This window comes from Grimontia kaedaensis (assembly GCF_023746615.1).
GTDB lineage: Bacteria > Pseudomonadota > Gammaproteobacteria > Enterobacterales > Vibrionaceae > Enterovibrio > Enterovibrio kaedaensis.
In genome coordinates this window covers 733,742-753,485 of record NZ_CP082275.1, presented here as the reverse complement: position 1 = coordinate 753,485, position 19,744 = coordinate 733,742, and the positions used below count along the sequence as shown (strand labels likewise).

The window sequence follows — 19,744 nt, the reverse complement described above, 5'->3', positions numbered from 1 at the left end:
ATGGATATACTCACCAATCCCTACGTGATCATCTTTATTGTGGTCGCCGTTGTGGTCAGCAACATCATGGCACTGAAATACACGGCCAATGCCAAATTCGGTATGAAGCAAAAGCCTAAGCCAAAAGATGAAGACCAAAGCAACGAGCAAAAGAAAGAGCGAAAACCTTACGATGATGAGGATGACGACGACAAATCGTCTTTCTGGTGATCGATAGGGGCGACCACAGGGTCGCCTTTTTTGTGTCTGAAACTTTTTGCGCAAACGTTTGCGTTTTCAGTAACAGCCCCTGTTCAGTTCTGGTATCATGCAAAGCGTTTGGAGGGTGAGAGTCAGGAAGTCGCCGCTCTCACCGCATAGAATGTTGTCTTGCCAGTGACGAAGCCTCGTCCGGCCACTTTTAGATAGGAATGTCTCAATGAGCCTTGCGGATCAAGTTCTCGCCGTTAACGACGATCTTCCCATTCGTACCCACCAACCTGTTCATAGCGGTAAAGTCCGCTCTGTCTACTGGCTGACAGAGGAGGACAGCAAACGTCTTATTCAGGAAAAAGGCTATGACGTTGCCCCTGATGCGCCACTGGCCATCATGGTGATCAGTGACCGTATCTCCGCGTTCGATTGCATCTGGCATGCTGAAGGCGGCCTGAAAGGCGTACCGGGCAAAGGTGCGGCACTGAATGCCATTTCCAACCATTGGTTCCGCCTGTTCAAGGAAAATGGACTGGCAGACAGCCATATTCTTGATATTCCCCACCCGTTTGTTTGGATTGTTCAAAAAGCCAAACCCGTCATGATTGAAGCTATTTGCCGTAAATACATCACGGGTTCAATGTGGCGTGCCTACGCAAAAGGCGAGCGCGAATTCTGTGGCATTGAATTGCCTGAAGGACTGGAAAAAGACAAAGCGCTACCAGAGCTTCTGATCACACCATCGACCAAAGGTATTCTAAAAGGCATTCCAGGTGTGCCTGAAGCGGATGACGTGAACATCACCCGCAAGAACATCGAAGATAACTTCGCTGCGTTTAATTTCTCATCTGCTGATGACATTGCGCGATACGAAACCTTGCTTAAAGAAGGTTTTGGCGTGATCAGCAATGCACTGGAAATGATTGACCAAATCTTCGTCGATACTAAGTTTGAGTTTGGTTATGTTACTGATGCAGCAGGCAAAGAAAAACTCATCTACATGGATGAAGTCGGCACACCGGACTCTTCACGTATTTGGGACACCAAGGAATACAAGGCTGGCAATATCGTGGAAAACTCCAAAGAAGGCTTCCGCCAGTTCCTGCTGAACTATTTCCCTGATCCAGACATTCTGCTCAACAAAGAACGTATGTCAGAGCGTGAAGCTTTAGCACGCGACAACAACCTGCCTGTAGATGCACTGATGGACATTTCGCGCACCTACATTGGCATTGCAGAGAAAATCACTGGCGCACCGATTCATCTGAGTGACAACCCGAAACAGGAAATCATTGATATACTGAAGGAAGAGTACGGTTTGATCGACTGATTCCTAACAAAGCGATAGACAAAAAAAGAGGACGCCAAGGCGTCCTCTTTCACGTTCTGTTCAGATTCACTGGTTGTTCAAACGCTCTACGGCTGCAGTGAATGCTGGTGCGATACCGGCCAACACATCTTCACTTACCGGCTTGCCAGAACTGTCCGTCACGTTAATTGACGTACGGTTACCCAAATCACCCAACAGGATGTTGTAGTTCTTCTTGCTAAGTTGCATTGGCAACACACCAATCTCTTCCCAGAACTCGTCGTCTGGAGACTTGTATTCCACACTCAGCGTACCTTGTGAACGGTTTCGATCTTCGATAGTAAAACCAAGCTCACTCAGCATGTTCGGGAAGCGCTCCCAGAACACTTCGTAAGGCGCACGGGCAATAATAACCGGTGAACCACCACGGTCTTTACCCAGGCTGATTGGGATGTTCTTCACCAACTCCAATGCACGCAGGCGAGCTTCTTCACGCAGGTCAGCGTCATAGCGCGCAGTGATCATGTTGGTCATTTGCGCGTTATAGCGGTCACGTGATGCCTGGGTCAGGTTATCTGCAGAGCCGTTACGCTTCCATTCCACCATTTCGATGTTGAAACCATGACGATTACGTTCCTCTACTGGCTTCACCACATAGCGGCTTTCAATGACTTCTTCATCTTCGTCAATTGTCCAGACCAGCCAATCCGTCTCAATGCCGTCTGGCGATGAAGTGCGAACCGGGATCTGAGATTTCGCCCTCATGTCCTCAATGGTTTCCCAAAGGCGCTGTGCTTGTTCTTCACGTGGCATCCAGACAGTGACACCCTGTCTGTTCTGCTCGTAGCGTGCACCCGGGATCAACTCAAGTATTTGCTGAGGTGGACGTATATCGATATCACGACCTACCGGGCCTTGGAAATCATTAGCAGGGATGCGGTAAGCACCGGAAAACTCAGGCTGCTGGTCAGGAAGGTTTTTCCAATCTGACAGCGGTGGTGTTTCAAGGTATTTAAAATCATCCGACGCCTGACGGCGCGAATCAGCGCTCGAGCAGGCCGCCAGCATAGCGACCATCACAGCACTCAAGCCGAACTTAAAAACAGGTTTCATTAAAACTCCAAAGAAGCGTTACAGCACGCCTGCATCCAACAGAGCCTGCTTCACTTTAGGTTGCAGTTTCACATCCAAAGTGGTCAGCGGCAGACGCAGTGTACCGTCCGCGATCAAGCCCATTTCATGCAACGCCCACTTCACTGGAATTGGGTTAGCTTCGACGAAAAGATCAGTGTGCAAAGGCATTATCTTCTCATTGATTGAACGGGCTTCGTCCATTTCTCCTGCCAGCGCCAGTTTGATCATTTTTGCCATTTGCGCTGCAGCAATGTTGTTGGTCACTGAAATCACGCCATGACCGCCAGCGGCAACAAAATCCAGGCCAGTGAGATCATCACCACTCAGTAAGATAAAATCTTCGCCACAAAGTTCACGGTGAAGTCGAACGCGGTCCAAATCAGCGGTTGCATCTTTGATACCAATAATGTTTTCAAACTCAGAAAGACGCGCAACCGTCTCAGGCAACATGTCAGCGACAGTACGACCTGGTACGTTGTACAGAATTTGCGGAAGTTCGCTCGATTCAGAAATGGCTTTAAAGTGCTGATACAAACCTTCCTGAGAAGGTTTGTTGTAGTAAGGCACCACACTCAGGCAGCCAGCAATACCAGAACCCGCAAACATTTTGCTGAAGGTAATCGCTTCATGAGTCGCATTTGCGCCGGTACCTGCGATGACAGGAATGCGTCCATCGGCGAATTCGAGTGTCTTCAGAACAATCTTGATATGCTCTTCTACGGTGACAGTGGCAGATTCACCTGTCGTCCCGACAGAGACGATGGCGTCAGTGCCTGCATCAACATGAAAATCAACGAGATTTTTCAAACTGGCGTAATCTACTTCACCAGAGCTATCCATAGGCGTGACAAGTGCCACGATACTTCCTGAAAACATTTCCATCTCCAAAAACGCGTTTTGGACCATGGTACTTTTGGCGACAGGCAAAAACAAGCACACTGAAGGGGCTTATACCCTGTGTTTGCGCGGTTGATCACCGTGAAAATGAACGATATTGTGCGCTTAGACGTACTGCCACTCGCGACAATGATTTATCCGCGTATTTTAACGAGACGCATGCTCACTCGTTGCGACATGAAAATTAAGAAGGAAGAAACATGCAAACGCTCGAAGCCGGTGCGGCAGCACCAGAATTCTCGCTGCAAGATCAAAACGGAAACACAGTTTCTCTGAGCCAGTTCAAAGGGAAAAACAAAGTGCTGGTTTACTTCTACCCGAAGGCAATGACACCGGGTTGTACAACTCAAGCATGTTCACTGCGTGACAGCAAAGCTGAACTGGACGAACTGAACACTGTCGTCCTCGGTCTCAGCCCAGACCCAGTGAAAAAGCTGAAAGGCTTTGAAGAAAAGAAAGAGCTGAACTTTACCCTGCTGAGCGACGAAGACCATGCGGTTGCCGATGCATTCGGCGTCTGGGGTCCAAAAAAATTCATGGGTAAAGAGTACGACGGCATTCACCGCTTGAGCTTCTTGGTCGATGAAACCGGCGTTATCGAACATGTGTTCAACAAGTTCAAAACCAAAGATCACCACGATGTCGTTATCAATTACCTGAAAGGCGAGTAATCGCTTCGAGAACTAAAAAGGCCGTCAATGACGGCCTTTGTTGTTTCTGCGATTAACGCAACTATGGTAGCTATTTTTCTGGAAACGGAATTGCCAGTGCTTCGGGATAACCTCTCAAAGTAGTCAGCGTTTTCGCTTTTTCCACTACCTGTGATTCGGTCAATGACTCGGTCAGCGACAGTGCTGGTGCATTCCAACCTGGAGGCAATTTCAAACCATGAAGCGCTTCTAACTTTTCAAGGATGCGATCTGCCGCTTGCAGCGCCGATGAAGCTTTAACCAACTCAACACGCGCGTAGCGCTCACCTTCAAAAGACGCATCTGCCGCACGCAGACTTGGGTCGTTTCCCGGAATTTGCTGAGCGCCACAAAGAGGCTTTCCACCCACTTCGGCTTGCTCGAATTCCGGCAGCCATTTTGCGAAGTGGGAAATGGCGCGGGAAGTACGCTCTCGTATTTCTGGCCATTCCCAACCACCGTCTGCCTTCACAACCATACTTTTTGGCAAGGGTGGATAAGAGGTTTGGGCGTCGCTTCTTACCAGACCACCTTCAAATAAGGTGATCTCTTGCGTCATGCCGTGGAGCTGAATGAAGCCTTGGGGGTACGGCGTCAATTGCGCCATGCCTTGAGGCGTACCACGCTCTCCGTGGATAATCACTTCCGGCCACTGGCCGGGTTTAGATGGCCAATGAGCCACATACGCCGCTTTGTACTCGACCCAACGCTGTTTCGGTGAAGAAACCATGTCGTCCAGCTTACCAGTGCGGAACCCAGCCGCATTAATCAAGTAGTCAACACGTTGAGATACAACCTCGTTTTCAGCGCTTCTTGCTTGTATGGTCCAGCCTTCATCCTCTGCCACCAAGTCAGTGACCTGGTGGCCAAGTTTCAGCTCACAACAAGGTGAATTTTCGAGACCCAAAGCAGCAGTGGCAGCCAAACGGAAAACGCTCAGGCCGTATTCCTGAACGACAACTATCGGGTATTTGAAGTTGTCATGCGGCATGTGGTGCGCAACAGGAATCATCCACTCTTGGGGGGTTTGAGGTGACTCGGGTAGCGGGAGATCTGACATCCCAACCATGTCTTCGCGGGAAAACAGAGTGTAGTAATCGTCCGGCGAACCTAATACAGCATTATCAGGGTCTTGCCTTACGAGCGTTTTGTAGTGCGTGGTAAGCAATTCAAGACGATTCAAAATGGCGTCGGGCTCGCCAGGGTCTGATGTTGGAATTGCAATGACAGTGGGGCGTCTGTTGACGGAATGCGGATAAGCGCGCACGGTAGCAATAGATTGTTCCAACAATGTTACACACTGCTGCTCGGAGATCTCACGGTACAGATTTCCACCAGCATGCAAATGGCAAATTGGCGGTCCACTGACAAGGCTTTCACCAGCTTCAAACAGTACAGTATTGATACCTAAGCCAGCCAGTTTGAGTGCAGCCGTTGAGCCTGCAACTCCACCACCCACTATGCCAACAGTAAACTGTTCGCTTAATGTCAACGCACTACCCTCAAGACAATTATCGACGATATTCTTCATTTTATTCGTTAGCTAATCGCAACCTACTCTAACGGAGGAGGTAAAAATAAATAGAGACCCAAACTCAGGTCTCTAACATTACTTACTTTAACACGGTGAAGATCAGTTTAGTTGTCAGTTTCTGCCATTGCTTCTTCTGGTTCATTCGAAGGCAGCGCATTCCATACCGCTTTCACCAATGTAGCCAGCGGGATAGCAAAGAAAACACCCCAAAAGCCCCAAAGACCGCCAAAAACCAAAACCGCCACGATGATCGCCACTGGATGCAGATTCACAGCTTCAGAGAACAACACTGGCACCAACACATTACCGTCAAGCGCCTGAATAATACCGTACGCCAGCATCAGGTAACCAAGCTCTGGGCTGATGCCCCATTGGAACAGTGCCACCATAAAGATAGGTAAAGTTACTGCTGCAGCCCCGATATATGGGATCAACACCGACAACCCCGTTGCCACACTCAACAGCGCTGCATAGCGGAGGTCTAGAATTGCGAAAGTGATGTAACTGGTGATACCCACGATGATAATTTCCGTCACTTTACCACGGATGTAGTTAGAGATTTGTTCGTTCATCTCCATCCCTACTTTGTTGGTCAAGCGGCGGTTTCTCGGCAGTAACGAGGTAAACGAACGCATCATTTCCTCTTTGTCTTTCAGCAGAAAGAAAACCAGCAATGGCACCAAAATCAGATATACCGCCAACGCAGCCAGGCTCACCAGCGAAGACAAGGAGCTTTTCACTACGCTTTCACCCATACCCAGCACACGGCTTTGCAATGTGTCGATAAAGGTATTCACCATATGCGGTTGAATAAGTTCAGGATACTCATCAGGAAGATGAGAAACATAGCTTTGGAAATCGTTGAACATTTTAGGAATATCAGCAATCAAGTTAATGACCTGATTCCAGATAGTTGGCATCAAGCCAAAGAAGGCCAAAATCATAAAGCCAACGAAAAGCAGAAGAACTAGTATGACAGATAGCGTCCGGTTGAGACCCAGCCCTACCATTTTGGCAACAGGCCACTCCAACAGGTAAGCCAGTACGATAGCGACGAGAAGCGGGGCAATCAGGTTGCCAAAGAAGTAGATGACCACAAAGCCCATGACAAGCAGCGCAATCAAACTGACCGCGTGCGGGTCTGAGAACCGTCGTTGATACCAACGGTTAAGCATTTCTAGCATGTAGGTTCCTGTTTATAGTTTGGTGACATTCATCACCGTCGCTCCCTGAACAGACTCGCACTCAAATTCAAAACCGTTCTTTTCTAAGTAACGGGGAATGTCCTTCAAGGCGCCACTGTCCGTAATATATAGCGCTATTTGCTGTCCTTGCTTCAGTGATGCACAGGCTCTTTTCGCCAAGAGCAACGCCATTGGACAACGTTGCTCACGCAAATCAAGGGATTGAATTTCCATTCTTTCTCGCTGACCGCTATTATCGTCGGCATTGTATACTCAAACAACGCGGATAAGTAGTTTGGTTGTCCTGACAACCTCACTGCGAAAGCCAGAACCTCTTGCCAGCCACGTTGTCTATCTATAACAACACCTCAATGATTTCGCGTGCTGGAGGCACCAACGTCAGTCATGCAGCTTTTCAAAAAAGCCACAACGAGCCTTCTTATTGCATCACTTACTTTTACATCACCAGTGATGGCGACGTCGTACAGCGATCTCCCTGAAATCGGCACAGCCGCAGCAGGTACACTGACGGTTGAGAAAGAAATCGAATATGGCGACGCTTACATGCGTATGCTTCGTGGCAGCCAGCCTATCGTGAATGACCCTGTTTTATCGGAATATATTTCCTCACTGGGTGCATCTCTGGTCGCCAATGCTAATGATGTTAAAACACCTTTTGAGTTTTTTCTGATACGGAATCGTGACATTAACGCCTTTGCCTTCTTTGGTGGTCACGTTGCATTACACACAGGTCTATTTCTCCATGCACAGAGCGAAAGCGAGCTTGCGTCCGTTGTCGCTCACGAAATTGCGCACTTAACGCAACGCCATTTGGCACGTGCTATGGAAGAGCGGGCAAAACAAACGCCGCTGACAATGGCTGCATTGGTCGGCTCTCTCATGTTGGCGATTGCTGCGCCTCAAGCGGGTATTGCTGCCGCTCAAGCAACTACTGCGGCGTCTATTCAAAGTCAAATCAACTACACCCGAAGCAACGAGAAAGAAGCTGACCGGATTGGTCTGGAAACCCTCTCCCGCGCAGGGTTTGATGTAAATGCAATGCCAATATTCTTTACCCGTATGGCTGACCAATACCGCTTTGCATCAAAGCCTCCGCAGTTTTTGCTGACTCACCCATTGCCAGACTCACGTATCACCGATTCACGGTCCCGTGCGCAGCAATATCCACAACGCACGGTTCCGTTGTCGCCAGAATACCACCTGGCTCGAGCCCGCGTGATCGCGCGCTTTGCCGGTATTGATAGTGCGGCTGCCATCGATTGGTTTGACCGACAGCTCAAGAAAGCTTCCCCTGCACGCGCTCAATCACTGAATTACGGTAAAGCGCTGGTGTATATCGACAGCAGACAATTCGATAAAGCCGGAAAGCTTTTAGCGCCACTGTATAAGGCACAGCCAAATAACCGCTTCTATCTGGATGCGATGACAGATTTAGACGTCGCGCAGAAGCACTATGATGCGGCACTGAAACGTCTTGATAAAGCTCTCGCCAGTCAACCAAACAATGCTGTATTACTGTTAAACCGTGATTATGTATTAGTGAAAGCAGGTCGTTATGACGAAGCCATCAAAGGGTTGGTGAGAGTCACGCACCGTTTCCCAACCAATACCAACGGCTGGTCATTGCTTCAGGAAGCCTACGACAGTGAAGGCATCCGCCATGGCGCATTGGCAGCACAGGCCGAGCTCTACGCCCTTCAGGGTCGCTGGCACAAGGCCATTAACAATTACACACAAGCCAGTCAGCTTGTGGAACTTGGCAGCCTTGATCAGGCTCGCTACGATGCACGTATAGATCAGCTCAGGGTACAGGAAGCGCGTTTCGCGGAATTGCAGCGCTGAGCGACAAACTAAAACGAAAAAGGAACTGTCATGTCAGTCACTATCTATCACAACTCTCGTTGCTCAAAGAGCCGTCAAACCCTAGCGCTGCTCGAAGAAAAGGGCATTCAGCCAGACGTTGTGGCTTATCTGGATACGCCGCCTTCTGCAGACACACTCAAAACCTTGCAGGGGCAGTTGGGCTTCGACTCTCCGCGCCAAATGATGCGTACCAAAGAAGCCATCTACAAAGAACTACAACTGGCCAATGCGACTGACGAGCAACTGATCCAAGCTATGGTTGAAAATCCAAAGCTGATTGAACGCCCAATTGTTGTCGCAAATGGCAAAGCGGCTATGGGTCGCCCACCAGAAAACGTATTGACCATTCTGTAATGACTGAGATACTGGTTCTCTATTACAGCCGTCACGGCGGGACAAGAAGCATGGCCCGCCTGATTGCACGCGGCATAGAGGCATCAGGTGCAGTAGCGAGACTACGCACCGTGCCAAACATTTCTGTTGTTGGCGAATCGCCATCAACAGAGACGCCGGAAGATCCATATGTATCGATAGAAGATCTGAAAGACAGCCATGGCTTGGCTCTTGGTAGCCCTGTACGTTTTGGGAACATGGCAGCACCGCTCAAGTACTTTATCGACAGCACAGCTAAAGACTGGCTCGCAGGCACCCTGATTGGAAAGCCTGCCATGGTATTTACATCAGGTTCGATGCTGCATGGCGGTCAGGAAACCACGCTCAATACCATGATGCTGCCACTGCTTCATCACGGCATGGTGATTGTCGGTCTGCCTCACTCCGAACCCGCCCTGCACACTACAAAAGGTGGTGGTTCACCTTATGGGCCTTCACACATTACGGGTGAAGGCCGACGTCAGCCCGATGCCGAAGAGAAAAATCTCGCCATTGCTGGCGGTAAGCGCTTGGCTGAGATAGCCGCGCGCCTCAAAGATTGATAAAAGGAGTTATCCCGTTGTTTTCTTCAAGTTCAACACTGAGGCCTTTGGCTCTCGGCGCGTATTTGTCACTGATTGGCTGGGTCGCTTTGTGGCATGGTGTGATTTCACCGCACCCACATGTGAACCAAATCGGTGTTGCTATTGCTTGGATACTCCCACTGCTTTTGCCTCTTCTGGGTGTTTTAAGAGGTAAAGCCTACACGCACGCCTGGGCTAATTTCATTCTGATGTTCTATTTCCTGCATGCGTTGACCATTCTTTGGGTCGATGTGGGTGAGCGTTGGCTGGCTGCTATTGAACTGGTACTGACTTCGTTTTCCTTTGTCTGTAACGTGTATTACGCCAAACGCAAAGGTCAAGAAGATGGGCTGGGACTGAAGAAACTCTCCCAAGTCGAGAAAGAAGAAAAAGCGCGTTTCGAGCAATGAGCTCCAAATCGCAAGCAAGAAAAAAAAGCAGGTTTCTCAACCTGCTTTTTTTGAATCCAGTAGATGCTACTTAGCCAATCCACTCATATTGAATCGCGGCTTCTACTGGCTCTGGAATGGATGTTGGCTCAACAGGCACAATCACACCATCAGCATTTTCTGTGACAACTGGTGCTTCCACTTCCACCACTGGTTGCGGTAGAGCTTCGACTCGGCGAAGACGACGGTCAACCATCATCTCGTTGTGGAAGATATCTTCAGAAGCCAGAAGGCTAACACGGAAGGTCGCTGTACCATCTACTATTGATTCCAATCGCAACGAAGCAACTGAATTCAAGCCTTTCAACGTACGCTCTATGACAAAGAAGTCTTCTGCATCATCAAGTCCAGATACTTCCAGTGCTTTTGCGCCGCTATCAGCTACACCAAGGTTCACTGCCAATCGACCCGCATAGAAGTCAGCCATTTCATCAATCATGGTGGCAAAAGCTTGTTCAGGTGAGCCTGAAGCCCGGCCTTCAACTGGTGCATCTTGTCCAATGCTCGCAGCATTCGGGAAAAGCTGCCAACTGATGCGGTTGTTATGTACCTTTACCACCGCCACACCGGCCGGGTTGTATCTCGCACTAGCCTGAGCTATGGGTCCTGCGAACCCGCCCCAAAGATCGGGAATAGACGCTGCAACCACATCATCAAAGTCACCCACTGGCATCAAAACAGGTAAACCTCTGCGCTCACCTTCTACTTTCAACTCGTTGATGAGCGGTGAAGCCGACTGCTCCCAAACCACATTACGTTGCGAAGCGTTGTCTTCCACCAACCAAAACAGCACGTCAGGACGCGGAGTGCCCCAGTAAGTTGCTTGTGCCTGAGTAAGGAGTGTGCGTACCTTGCGGTCGTCAAAACCAAGTACCAGTGAGCGTTGCCCTTCAACGTCACCATAACCGAGTTGGGTGATGTATTGATTCACCGTTGGCAGTGCTTTCTGGATAACCGGATTGTTACCCACATCGGACTGACCAGATGCGCGGATCAGCACATCAACAAATGCTGCTTCTTTCGCAGCCTGCTCCGTTGCTGCATCACTGTCATCCAACACCACTTCAGCACTGAACAGTGAAGCGGCCATTACACTGGTTTGCCCCAGTACGAGTGCCAAAACGAAAATGAAGGTTCGTAACATATATTTGCCAGATAACTCGATTTTTAAACGTTGATCATAAAGTGAAGCCCTAATGTCAGCAATGGCTAAACACCGAAATTGAGTGTTATAACAATTGCACAGGCCAGTAAAAACAATCTCTCTGTTACTTCATTGACAATTTTTCCGACAGAAAGTTTGTCTATGAGTGTGAAGTATACTGACAGTATGCAATAGCTCACTTAATTGCCCCTATAAATCATGATAGTATCCCGCGATTTTTTAAACTTCAGGAAGGTGCGTCATGATGCAAGTGTTACAAGGGGCGCAAATGCTATTTGTTGCCTTTGGCGCGTTAGTGCTGGTTCCACTCCTTACGGGACTTGACCCTAACGTCGCTCTTTTCGGTGCCGGTATCGGTACTCTTCTGTTCCAAATCATCACCAAACGTTCTGTCCCCATTTTCCTCGCTTCCTCTTTTGCTTTTATTGCACCTATCTTGTTCGGTGTTCAAACTTGGGGTATCCCAGCAACCATGGGCGGCCTAATGGCTGCAGGCTTGGTGTATGTATGCATGGGTGGATTTATAAAAGTGCGTGGTGTCGGCTTCATCCACAAACTGCTGCCACCTGTGGTAGTAGGTCCGGTCATTATGGTGATTGGTCTGGGTTTAGCGCCTGCTGCCGTCAACATGGCGGTGGGTAAATCGGGTGACGGTGCCATTCAGTTGATCGATGGCTCAGTAGCACTTTGGATTTCGGCGGTTTCACTCATCACAACCATCGCTGTATCGGTATTCGCTACAGGCTTCTTCAAGCTGGTACCGATTCTGGCAGGTATCGTGTCAGGCTATGTGGTTGCCCTATTCTTTGGCGTAGTGGACTTTTCTCCGGTCCAAAACGCGGCTTGGCTGGCTATGCCAAACTTCACGGCACCAGAATTCAACATCAACGCGATTCTGTTCATGATTCCGGTAGCCATTGCGCCTGCCGTTGAACACGTTGGCGACATGCTGGCGATTTCAAACGTGACCAACAAAGACTACCTAAAAAAACCAGGTCTTCACCGGACCATGGCGGGCGACGGTGTTGCCACCATGGCTGCTTCGATGTTTGGCGCACCACCTAACACAACGTACGGTGAAGTGACGGGCGCTGTAATGCTGACCCGCGCTTTCAACCCCGCCATCATGACCTGGGGCGCAATCACTGCGATTGTATTGGCCTTCGTTGGTAAGTTGGGTGCGATTTTGCAGACCATTCCCGTTCCTGTCATGGGCGGTATCATGATTTTGCTGTTTGGCTCTATCGCGACTGTCGGTTTGAACACTCTGATCAAGAACCAAGTCGACCTGCATAAAGCACGTAACCTCGCCATTGTGGCTGTGACTCTTGTCTTTGGTATCGGCGGTATGGCATTTGGCATTGGTGAGTTCAGCCTTCAGGGTATCAGCCTTTGCGGTATTGTTGCGATTTTGCTGAACCTCATTCTGCCGTATGATATGGGTGAAACCCACGTTGTCGACAACGCGCAGATGGAAGATTAATTCTCCACACCAAACGAAAAGAGGCTTCCAAATGGAAGCCTCTTTCATATCTCGATTTCGTGCTATTTACTTAGTACCGAAAATCTTATCACCTGCATCGCCCAGACCAGGCACGATGTAGCCTTTGTCATTCAGTTTTTGGTCGATAGCCGCAGTGTACAATTCAACATCCGGGTGTGCTTTTTCCAGTGCTTCAATGCCCTCTGGCGCTGCAACAAGCACCAATACTTTAATGTTGTCACAGCCGTGCTCTTTCAGCAGGTCGATGGTCGCAATCATAGAACCACCGGTAGCCAGCATTGGGTCAACTACCAGCGCCATACGCTCATTAATGTTGCTCGCAAGCTTGTGAAAATAAGGAACTGGCTCCAGCGTTTCCTCATCACGGTAAATACCTACCACGCTGATACGTGCACTTGGAATGTGCTCCAGAACCCCATCCATCATACCCAGACCCGCACGCAGGATTGGCACAACCGTCACTTTCTTACCTTTGATGCGGTCGATTTCAACCGGACCATTCCAGCCTTCAATGGTCACTTTTTCAGTTTCGAAATCTGAAGTCGCTTCATAGGTCAGCAGGCTGCCTACTTCTGTCGCCAACTCACGGAAACGCTTGGTGCTTATATCACCCTCACGCATAAGACCGATTTTGTGTTTTACCAGCGGGTGCTTAACTTCGACGACTTTCATGACAGACTCCTGCAAAAAACAAATTCCACGAATTATACACAAGAAAATTCGGTGGAATAGTTACATACAACTGGTTGCGCTTTTTTAAGCCAAACGCGCTGCTTTGAACCTGACGCAAACGTTTTCCTTTTTGAAATACCGCTGTTAAAATGGCGCCGCTTTTAGTCCATAACTCGGTAAGGATCCCCAGTGAGCGATAATAAGTCTTCTCTAAGCTACAAAGATGCAGGTGTAGATATCGATGCAGGTAACGCCCTGGTCGACAGAATTAAAGGCGTTGTTAAGCGCACTCGTCGTCCTGAAGTAATGGGTGGCATCGGTGGTTTCGGTGCACTTTGTGAACTGCCTACAAAATACAAACAGCCAGTACTGGTTTCAGGTACTGACGGTGTAGGTACCAAACTTCGCCTGGCGATGGATCTGAAAAAACATGACACCATTGGTATCGACCTGGTGGCAATGTGTGTGAATGACCTGATTGTTCAGGGTGCTGAGCCGCTGTTCTTCCTTGATTACTACGCAACAGGCAAGCTGGACGTTGATACAGCTGCTGACGTGGTAACGGGTATCGGTGAAGGTTGCCTGCAATCTGGCTGTGCGCTTATCGGCGGTGAAACTGCTGAAATGCCGGGCATGTACCACGGCGAAGATTACGACGTGGCAGGTTTCTGTGTCGGCGTGGTTGAGAAAGAAGACGTTATCGACGGCTCTAAAGTCGCTCAAGGCGATGCGATCATCGCAGTCGCTTCATCAGGCCCTCACTCTAACGGCTACAGCCTTGTTCGCAAGATCATCGAGGTTTCAGGCGCAGACGTTAACGCTGAGCTTGACGGCAAAACACTGGCTGATCACCTACTGGAGCCAACACGAATCTATGTGAAGCCTGCACTGAAGATGCTGGAAAGCTGTGATGTTCACGCTATCTCACACATCACAGGTGGCGGTTTTTGGGAGAACATCCCACGCGTTTTGCCAGAAGGCACCAAAGCCGTGATCGATGGCAACAGCTGGGAATGGCCTGTTATTTTCAACTGGCTTCAGGAAAACGGTAACGTGACCGAGCACGAAATGTACCGTACCTTCAACTGTGGCGTAGGCCTCGTAGTTGCACTACCCGCGGAGCAAGCTCAGAAAGCGATCGACATCCTGAATCAGGAAGGCGAAAACGCATGGCTGCTGGGCACCATCGAGAGCGCTGCGGCTGGCGAAGAACAGGTAGAGATCAAGGGGTAACCATGAAAAAGCTGGTTGTTCTGGTTTCTGGAAACGGCTCAAATCTTCAGGCGATCATCGATCGCTGTCATGGCAATAACGGCATTGAAATATCGGCTGTTATTGCAAACAAAGAAGACGCATACGGCCTCACCCGCGCAAAAGATGCCGGTATTGAGGCAGTTGTGGTGGCCAGCAAAGGGATTTCAGATCGAAGCCAATATGACAGTCAGCTGATGGCTACTATCGATGAATACTCGCCTGACCTGATTGTGTTGGCGGGTTTCATGCGTATCCTGACGCCAGAGTTTGTCTGTCACTATCAGGGCAAGATGCTGAACATCCACCCATCCCTATTGCCGAAATACACCGGCCTCAACACCCATCAGCGTGCGATTGACGCTGGCGATGATGAGCACGGCACATCTGTACATTTCGTGACGGAAGAGCTCGACGGTGGCCCCGTCATTCTTCAGGCCAGAGTACCGATTTTTGAAGATGATGACGCAGACAGTGTCTTTGCCCGCGTTCAGGAGCAAGAGCACCGTATCTACCCATTGGTGGTGGAATGGTTCTGCCAAGGCAGACTCAACATGGCGAATGATAAAGCAGTGATGGACGGCGAAGTGCTGGGACAGTCTGGCTACGCAGCTGATTAATCCCGTTTTATCGGACACAAAAAACGCGCCCTTGCGGCGCGTTTTTTATTGTAGAGGATCGCGTTACGAATCAGATTCGATAACCTTACCCTCTGATTGCGCCTCGACATCTGCGCGATTGCAGGTAATGACTTCACCCAGGTGAAACACGCAATATTCTCCCGGCTGCATTTTATGCCAGGTTTCATTATTGGTCAGTGGCTGAGTCGCAATCACTGTCACCACGTCATTCGGTGTGGTTTCTTCCTGGAAGTCTACGGTGACTTCTTCATCAATCAGGCTGGCTTTGCCAAACGGGGCGCGACGGGTGATCAAGTGAAGGTTATTGGTGCAATACGCCATCACATAGTCACCGTCACTGAACAGCATGTTAAACACGCCCAGTTCACGTAGTTTGTCGCAGCGGCTGGCGATAAAACGGAATACTTCCGTCATATCGTCCGGCTTGTCCGGGTAGTGCTTTTCAATCTCGTGCAGCAAATAACAGAAGGCTTTTTCACTGTCCGTTTCGCCCACAGGTTTGAAGTGTCCTGTCGGCAAATCGTCGTAATCTGACAATTGCCCGTTGTGGGCATAAGTCCAGTAGCGTCCCCAAATTTCGCGGGTAAACGGATGAGTATTCTCCAGATTGACGTCGCCGCGGTTCGCCTGACGAATGTGGCTTATCACGGCGCAGCTTTTTATCGGATAACTCTGAACAAGCTCAGCAATTTTTGAGTCGCAGCTCGGGTTCGGATCTTTAAACGTTCGGAACCCTTTGCCTTCGTAAAAGACAATGCCCCAGCCATCACGGTGAGGGCCAGTATTCCCCCCGCGCTGGATCAAGCCGGTAAAGCTAAAACAAATGTCCGTCGGTACATTGGCACTCATGCCAAGCAGTTCACACATTCCTTTACGTTATCCTTATTTTTCCATTTCTTTTTCAACAAGCTGGATCAGGATGTGAATGATCTTAATATGCACTTCCTGAATGCGGTCCGCGTAGCCAAAATGTGGTACACGGATTTCGATGTCTGCCAAGCCCGCCATTTTACCGCCATCTTTACCCGTCAGCATGATGCTCTTCATGCCTTTCTCTTTTGCAGCATCAATCGCTTTCAGCACGTTACCTGAGTTACCTGACGTAGACAGACCAAACAGTACATCGCCTTTTGCGCCTACCGCCTGAACATAGCGAGAGAAAACGTATTCGTAGCCAAAGTCATTCGATACACAAGAAAGGTGGCTGGGGTCAGAGATTGCAATGGCCGGATAACCGGGACGGTTTTCACGGTAGCGACCGGTCAACTCTTCAGCAAAGTGCATCGCATCACAGTGTGAACCGCCATTACCACAAGACAGCACTTTACCGCCTGCTTTGAACGAATCTGCCAGCAGTTTCGCTGCCGCTTCAATGTCTGCAATGTTTTTGTCGTCACTTAGAAACACGTTAAGCACCTGAGCCGCTTCATTGAGCTCTGAGCGAATGAGATCTTGGTACATGGGCAATTCTCTATTTTATGTTGAGTCATCCTTTACCAACCGCACTATCGATGACGATCGGGAGGATTAGGTGGCAGGGCAAGCGCCCAAAAAATATTAGAAGCAGTGTACCTGCAAAAAGATGAGGCTGTCGATAATCTGCCTCACCTTATGCTTCTCTTATAAAAACAATCGTCTGAAAACTGAACACTGTTTCATTAAGTTTATCTGTGAAGTCAGGTGCACATTTTTACCGGTCACTGTTTTACATTCTCTTAAAAACCTGCTTACAATTAAGTGGTATGACCTCTTACCATTTAAGCTTGGGTTGAAGGATAAGGAGAACCGAAAATGGCGACAACCCTATACCTGATAACGTTTCTGGCACTGATGGCGATACTGGCGTATCACCGTGCAGGCTTGAAACTGTTCACCGCCGCTGCTGCGGGAATGTTAATTGTTGGCTCTGTGATGGGCATTGTTGGCCAAATCAGCTGGCTGGTGTTCATTGCGATTGCCATTCCTTTGAACGTGCGTTCATTCCGTGAGTCTTGGCTGAGTAAGCCTGCGTTGAAGATGTTTAAAGGCGTGATGCCTGAAATGTCTCAGACCGAAAAAGAAGCGATTGACGCAGGTACTGTCTGGTGGGAAGCCGATCTTTTCCGTGGAGCGCCAGATTGGAACAAACTGCACGATATCCCTGCACCACGCCTGAGTGCAGAAGAACGCGCATTCCTTGAGGGTCCAGTGAACGAAGTGTGCCGCATGGTCAATGACTATCAGGTCACCCATGAGCTGGCGGATCTGCCACCGGAAGTTTGGCAGTACCTGAAGGACAACAAGTTCTTTGCCATGATCATCAAAAAGGAATACGGTGGTCTGGAGTTTTCTGCTTACGCGCAATCGCTGGTTTTACAAAAGTTGACCGGTGTTTCCGGCGTGCTTTCTTCAACAGTCGGTGTGCCTAATAGCCTGGGGCCTGGCGAGCTGTTGCAACACTATGGCACCACAGACCAGAAAGATTACTACTTGCCCCGTCTGGCCAACGGTCTTGAAATCCCATGTTTTGCACTGACCAGCCCAGAGGCCGGTTCTGATGCAGGCTCCATCCCTGATGAAGGCTTTGTCACTAAAGGCATGTGGCAAGGCAAAGAAGTGCTGGGTATGTCGATCACCTGGAACAAGCGTTACATCACGCTAGCGCCAGTGGCGACTGTACTGGGTCTGGCGTTCAAACTTAGAGATCCTGAGGGGCTGTTGGGCGACAAAGAAGATATGGGTATCACCTGTGCTCTGATCCCGACTGATATCGAAGGCGTGGACATTGGTCGCCGTCACTTCCCGCTGAACCTACCATTCCAAAACGGTCCTACCCGCGGCGAGAACATTTTCGTTCCCCTTGATTTCATCATTGGTGGCCCAGAAATGGCCGGTCAAGGCTGGCGTATGTTGGTTGAATGCCTGTCAGTTGGCCGTGGTATTACCCTGCCTTCAAACTCGACAGGCGGACTCAAAACGGCGGCTCTGGCGACTGGTGCTTATGCCCGTATTCGACGTCAGTTCAAATTGCCTATCGGTAAAATGGAAGGTATTGAAGAGCCTCTGGCGCGCATCGGTGGTAACGCCTACGTGATGGACGCCGCCAGTGCACTCACCGTGGCTGGTATCGATTTAGGCGAGAAACCATCGGTCATCTCTGCGATTGTGAAATACCACTGTACCCACCGTGGTCAACGTGGCGTGATTGACGCTATGGACGTCGTCGGTGGTAAGGGTATCTGTATGGGCCCGAAGAACTTCCTGGCCCGCGGCTATCAAGGTGCTCCGATTGCCATTACGGTTGAAGGTGCGAACATCCTGACCCGTTCGATGATCATCTTTGGCCAAGGTGCTATCCGCTGTCATCCATTCGTACTGGAAGAAATGAACGCCGCTTACAAAGAAGACGAACGTGAAGCATTGGCTGGTTTTGATCAGGCACTGTTTGGCCATGTTGGCTTTGTAATTAGCAACCTGGTTCGTTCTGTCTGGCTGGGTCTGACTGACGGTCGCACTTCCAGCGTGCCACGTAAAGACGAAACAGCGCGCTACTACCAACAGATGAACCGCTACGCGTCTAATCTGGCTCTGTTATCTGACATCTCAATGGCTGTACTGGGTGGCAACCTGAAACGTAAAGAACGTCTTTCTGCCCGTCTGGGTGACGTTCTGAGCCAATTGTATCTAGCTTCGGCAACCATGAAGCGTTATGCCGATGAAGGTTACCAAAAAGCGGATCTGCCTCTGGTTCACTGGGGAATGCAGGATGCTATTTACCAAGCTGAAGAGGCATTAGATGATTTCCTTGCCAACTTCCCTGCCCGCTGGGTAGCTGCGCCGCTGCGTGTCCTATTGTTCCCATTTGGCACGCGCCGCACTAAACCAAGCGATTCACTGGATGGTAAAATCGCTGCGATTCTGCAAACGCCAGGCGAAACCCGCAGCCGCATCGGCCGTGGTCAGTTCCTGGAGGCCTCTGAGCACAATGCCGTAGGTAAGATTGAAAAAGCCCTGTTGGATATCCTTGCCGCAGAGCCTGTCTACCAAAAAGTCTGTGACTCGACAGGCCAGAAATTGCCATTCATGTTCCTAGATAAAGTGGCAGAGGTTGGTCTTCGTGAAGGCGCAATTTCAGATAAAGAAGCGGACATCTTGCGCATTGCAGAGGAAGGTCGCCTCGAAACCATCAATGTTGACGATTTTGACCCTGCCGAGTTGGCTGCCGCGAGCAAAGCGTTAGATCAAGTCGTTCACGCTGCCTAACAGCAAATCTAATAACGACAAAAGGAGAAGCTTAGCTTCTC

At 49.6% G+C, this 19,744-nt stretch carries 20 protein-coding genes; 11 read left to right on the top strand and 9 right to left on the bottom strand.

All coding sequences use genetic code 11. From position 1 onward, the window contains the following. Together K6Q96_RS03660 and K6Q96_RS03655 are read left to right on the top strand one after the other, a co-directional pair. Positions 1 to 210, top strand: a complete 210-nt coding sequence (locus K6Q96_RS03660; RefSeq protein WP_002537949.1) for a DUF2897 family protein — start codon at positions 1 to 3, stop codon at positions 208 to 210. A 208-nt stretch (positions 211 to 418) separates the two neighbouring features. After that, positions 419 to 1,522, top strand: coding sequence for a phosphoribosylaminoimidazolesuccinocarboxamide synthase (locus K6Q96_RS03655; protein WP_251877862.1), 1,104 nt, complete (start codon positions 419 to 421; stop codon positions 1,520 to 1,522). 66 nt (positions 1,523 to 1,588) lie between these two features. On the opposite strand, the gene bamC is transcribed toward K6Q96_RS03655, so the two are convergent. Together bamC and dapA are read right to left on the bottom strand one after the other, a co-directional pair. Further along, the gene (bamC, locus tag K6Q96_RS03650) at positions 1,589 to 2,614 is read right to left on the bottom strand and encodes an NlpB/DapX family lipoprotein (RefSeq protein WP_251877860.1); all 1,026 of its coding nucleotides are present in this window, start codon (positions 2,612 to 2,614) and stop codon (positions 1,589 to 1,591) included. Positions 2,615 to 2,632: 18 nt separating this feature from the next. Beyond that, positions 2,633 to 3,511 (bottom strand): 4-hydroxy-tetrahydrodipicolinate synthase, encoded by an 879-nt coding sequence (gene dapA / locus K6Q96_RS03645; RefSeq protein ID WP_251877858.1) that lies wholly within the window; start codon positions 3,509 to 3,511, stop codon positions 2,633 to 2,635. 221 nt (positions 3,512 to 3,732) lie between these two features. On the opposite strand from dapA, the gene bcp reads away from it, so the two are divergent. Beyond that, the gene (gene bcp / locus K6Q96_RS03640; RefSeq protein WP_251877856.1) at positions 3,733 to 4,203 is read left to right on the top strand and encodes a thioredoxin-dependent thiol peroxidase; all 471 of its coding nucleotides are present in this window, start codon (positions 3,733 to 3,735) and stop codon (positions 4,201 to 4,203) included. Positions 4,204 to 4,273: 70 nt separating this feature from the next. Here bcp and K6Q96_RS03635 read toward each other — a convergent pair whose 3' ends face one another. The 3 genes from K6Q96_RS03635 to K6Q96_RS03625 all read right to left on the bottom strand — a co-directional run bounded on the left by K6Q96_RS03635 (position 4,274) and on the right by K6Q96_RS03625 (position 7,173). Next, positions 4,274 to 5,752, bottom strand: coding sequence for an FAD-dependent oxidoreductase (locus tag K6Q96_RS03635; protein WP_251877854.1), 1,479 nt, complete (start codon positions 5,750 to 5,752; stop codon positions 4,274 to 4,276). Between the two features lie 107 nt (positions 5,753 to 5,859). Beyond that, positions 5,860 to 6,939, bottom strand: coding sequence for an AI-2E family transporter (locus K6Q96_RS03630; RefSeq protein ID WP_251877852.1), 1,080 nt, complete (start codon positions 6,937 to 6,939; stop codon positions 5,860 to 5,862). Positions 6,940 to 6,951: 12 nt separating this feature from the next. Further along, entirely contained in the window at positions 6,952 to 7,173 is a 222-nt protein-coding gene (locus K6Q96_RS03625) for a sulfurtransferase TusA family protein (protein WP_062663056.1), read from the bottom strand. Between the two features lie 171 nt (positions 7,174 to 7,344). On the opposite strand from K6Q96_RS03625, the gene bepA reads away from it, so the two are divergent. Genes bepA through K6Q96_RS03605 form a run of 4 tightly spaced genes read left to right on the top strand, consistent with a single transcriptional unit; the run spans position 7,345 to position 10,189 of the window. Further along, positions 7,345 to 8,802 carry a beta-barrel assembly-enhancing protease gene (gene bepA, locus K6Q96_RS03620; protein ID WP_251879581.1) on the top strand — a complete coding sequence of 486 codons (1,458 nt, stop codon included), beginning with the start codon at positions 7,345 to 7,347 and terminating at the stop codon, positions 8,800 to 8,802. Positions 8,803 to 8,832: 30 nt separating this feature from the next. Then, positions 8,833 to 9,177 carry an arsenate reductase (glutaredoxin) gene (gene arsC, locus K6Q96_RS03615; RefSeq protein WP_251877850.1) on the top strand — a complete coding sequence of 115 codons (345 nt, stop codon included), beginning with the start codon at positions 8,833 to 8,835 and terminating at the stop codon, positions 9,175 to 9,177. Further along, positions 9,177 to 9,758: an NAD(P)H:quinone oxidoreductase gene (gene wrbA, locus K6Q96_RS03610; RefSeq protein ID WP_251877848.1), complete on the top strand. Its 582-nt coding sequence runs from the start codon at positions 9,177 to 9,179 to the stop codon at positions 9,756 to 9,758. The genes arsC and wrbA overlap by 1 nt, the downstream gene beginning before the upstream one ends. A gap of 17 nt (positions 9,759 to 9,775) precedes the next feature. After that, on the top strand, positions 9,776 to 10,189 hold the full coding sequence (locus K6Q96_RS03605) for a DUF2069 domain-containing protein (RefSeq protein ID WP_251877846.1): 414 nt from the start codon (positions 9,776 to 9,778) through the stop codon (positions 10,187 to 10,189). 70 nt (positions 10,190 to 10,259) lie between these two features. Here K6Q96_RS03605 and K6Q96_RS03600 read toward each other — a convergent pair whose 3' ends face one another. Then, on the bottom strand, positions 10,260 to 11,372 hold the full coding sequence (locus tag K6Q96_RS03600) for a DUF2066 domain-containing protein (RefSeq protein WP_251877844.1): 1,113 nt from the start codon (positions 11,370 to 11,372) through the stop codon (positions 10,260 to 10,262). A 262-nt stretch (positions 11,373 to 11,634) separates the two neighbouring features. Here K6Q96_RS03600 and K6Q96_RS03595 point away from each other — a divergent pair, with 262 nt between their 5' ends. Beyond that, positions 11,635 to 12,876 (top strand): uracil-xanthine permease family protein, encoded by a 1,242-nt coding sequence (locus tag K6Q96_RS03595; RefSeq protein ID WP_251877842.1) that lies wholly within the window; start codon positions 11,635 to 11,637, stop codon positions 12,874 to 12,876. A gap of 66 nt (positions 12,877 to 12,942) precedes the next feature. Here the strand turns inward: K6Q96_RS03595 and upp are convergent, their stop codons facing one another. Next, positions 12,943 to 13,569 (bottom strand): uracil phosphoribosyltransferase, encoded by a 627-nt coding sequence (gene upp, locus K6Q96_RS03590; protein WP_002537967.1) that lies wholly within the window; start codon positions 13,567 to 13,569, stop codon positions 12,943 to 12,945. A 189-nt stretch (positions 13,570 to 13,758) separates the two neighbouring features. On the opposite strand from upp, the gene purM reads away from it, so the two are divergent. Beyond that, positions 13,759 to 14,802 carry a phosphoribosylformylglycinamidine cyclo-ligase gene (gene purM, locus K6Q96_RS03585; RefSeq protein WP_251877840.1) on the top strand — a complete coding sequence of 348 codons (1,044 nt, stop codon included), beginning with the start codon at positions 13,759 to 13,761 and terminating at the stop codon, positions 14,800 to 14,802. A gap of 2 nt (positions 14,803 to 14,804) precedes the next feature. Beyond that, the gene (purN, locus tag K6Q96_RS03580) at positions 14,805 to 15,440 is read left to right on the top strand and encodes a phosphoribosylglycinamide formyltransferase (protein WP_251877838.1); all 636 of its coding nucleotides are present in this window, start codon (positions 14,805 to 14,807) and stop codon (positions 15,438 to 15,440) included. A gap of 63 nt (positions 15,441 to 15,503) precedes the next feature. On the opposite strand, the gene K6Q96_RS03575 is transcribed toward purN, so the two are convergent. Both K6Q96_RS03575 and lpcA read right to left on the bottom strand, forming a co-directional pair. After that, complete coding sequence (locus tag K6Q96_RS03575; protein ID WP_251877836.1) at positions 15,504 to 16,328, bottom strand: class II glutamine amidotransferase; 825 nt, start codon at positions 16,326 to 16,328, stop codon at positions 15,504 to 15,506. A 15-nt stretch (positions 16,329 to 16,343) separates the two neighbouring features. Continuing rightward, the gene (gene lpcA / locus K6Q96_RS03570; protein WP_251877834.1) at positions 16,344 to 16,922 is read right to left on the bottom strand and encodes a D-sedoheptulose 7-phosphate isomerase; all 579 of its coding nucleotides are present in this window, start codon (positions 16,920 to 16,922) and stop codon (positions 16,344 to 16,346) included. A gap of 330 nt (positions 16,923 to 17,252) precedes the next feature. Between lpcA and fadE the strand changes: the two genes are divergently transcribed. Continuing rightward, positions 17,253 to 19,703, top strand: coding sequence for an acyl-CoA dehydrogenase FadE (gene fadE / locus K6Q96_RS03565; RefSeq protein WP_251877832.1), 2,451 nt, complete (start codon positions 17,253 to 17,255; stop codon positions 19,701 to 19,703). Positions 19,704 to 19,744 lie beyond the last annotated feature (41 nt).